The organism is Gilvimarinus sp. 2_MG-2023 (genome assembly GCF_030547685.1).
GTDB lineage: Bacteria > Pseudomonadota > Gammaproteobacteria > Pseudomonadales > Cellvibrionaceae > Gilvimarinus.
The window spans coordinates 4,454-5,865 of sequence record NZ_JAUOQM010000004.1 but is presented as its reverse complement, the minus strand read 5'-3'; the positions used below and the strand labels follow the sequence as shown (position 1 = coordinate 5,865).

Sequence of the window (1,412 nt, the reverse complement as noted above, 5' to 3'; positions counted from 1 at the left end):
ATTGTTTTAAAGCGCTTGATCACCGGTTTCGCTGGTGCGAATCCGGACAACCTGCTCAAGGCTTGAGACAAATATTTTTCCGTCACCAATTTTGCCGCTGTTGGCAGCTTTGGTGATGGCCTCGACCACAGAGTCAAGCTCCGACTCTTTTACGGCGATTTCCACCTTGGTTTTGGGCAAAAAATCGACGACGTATTCCGCGCCGCGGTATAGTTCTGAATGGCCCTTTTGCCGACCGAAGCCTTTCACTTCGGTGACAGTCATACCGTGAATGCCGATCTCTGATAGCGCTTCGCGCACGACATCGAGCTTAAACGGTTTGATAATCGCAGTTACCAATTTCATTTATTGTGCTCCTAAAAAAACCCGCACCCGAGAGTGCGGGAAACACTGGAAAGACGATCTGTCGTCCCGCCTAAGCGGTAAAACAGAAGAGCAGACCCTAAAAGAGGCTCCACGCCCTTTTTGTGTACTCGGGCAGGTCATTGCACAGAGCAGGCCAATTACAAATATCCTTTCTATTTCAATGAGATATAGCTTTCTACTAGCCTTACATTGGCCCCATTATCGACCTGCGGTAGTCTCGATGCACCAATATTGTGCCATCGGCGTTTAGCGGCGCACCAATAATGCGCTGATTCTGCTTGTCTGACGAAAGTCGCGACAGATGCCCGATTTTGACGCACATTTATGCGCCCACAGGACGCACAATTGCCACCGGTGTACAATGTGCCTTTATTCAGGAGCCTATGATGCAAACGTTAGCCGAGCAATTATTCAATGAATTAAAGCAGCGCATTCCCTCGCTGGATGAAGTGCCCACCCCCAACGTTAAAGCCGCCCTCAATCGCGCCATTAGCAAAATGGATTTGGTCAGCCGGGAAGAGTTCGATGCCCAAGCCGCGGTGCTGGCCCGTACCCGTGAAAGACTGGAAGCGCTAGAACGGCAGGTAGCACAGCTGGAACAGAACACCCCTTAAAGCGCACCATGGGCTGACTACTGGGCTGTAAAGATAAAACCGACACTGGAATTGACCTCAGCGGCTATGGCCACTAGATTGTGAACATAGGGCGGCAAAGCCCCACTCCGTATGCAAAGGATTGCCTATGTCACTCGCTATTGTTCACACCCGCGCTCAACTCGGAATCGACGCTCCGGCGGTAACGGTTGAGGTCCACCTCTCCAACGGCTTACCGAGCCTAGCCATCGTTGGCCTTCCCGAGGCCGCCGTAAAAGAAAGTAAAGACCGGGTGCGTAGCGCCATACTCAATAGCCACCTGGAATTTCCCGCTCGGCGCATCACCATCAACCTCGCCCCGGCCGATCTCCCCAAAGAGGGTGGTCGCTACGATTTGGCTATTGCCATCGGCATACTGGCCGCCTCGGGACAAGTACCAACTGACCCGCTGAC

Annotated in this window: 3 protein-coding genes; 2 read left to right on the top strand and 1 reads right to left on the bottom strand. The window is 52.6% G+C overall.

Annotated features, from left to right (window positions below; translation table 11 throughout):
• Window positions 1-6: 6 nt before the first annotated feature.
• Window positions 7-345, bottom strand: a complete 339-nt coding sequence (locus Q4526_RS00850) for a P-II family nitrogen regulator (protein WP_215974819.1) — start codon at window positions 343-345, stop codon at window positions 7-9.
• 404 nt (window positions 346-749) lie between these two features.
• Between Q4526_RS00850 and Q4526_RS00845 the strand changes: the two genes are divergently transcribed.
• Window positions 750-980 (top strand): accessory factor UbiK family protein, encoded by a 231-nt coding sequence (locus Q4526_RS00845; RefSeq protein WP_215974818.1) that lies wholly within the window; start codon window positions 750-752, stop codon window positions 978-980.
• Window positions 981-1,107: 127 nt separating this feature from the next.
• Window positions 1,108-1,412, top strand: a 305-nt coding sequence (locus Q4526_RS00840; protein ID WP_303609490.1) for a magnesium chelatase domain-containing protein, incomplete at its 3' end; no start/stop codon positions are given.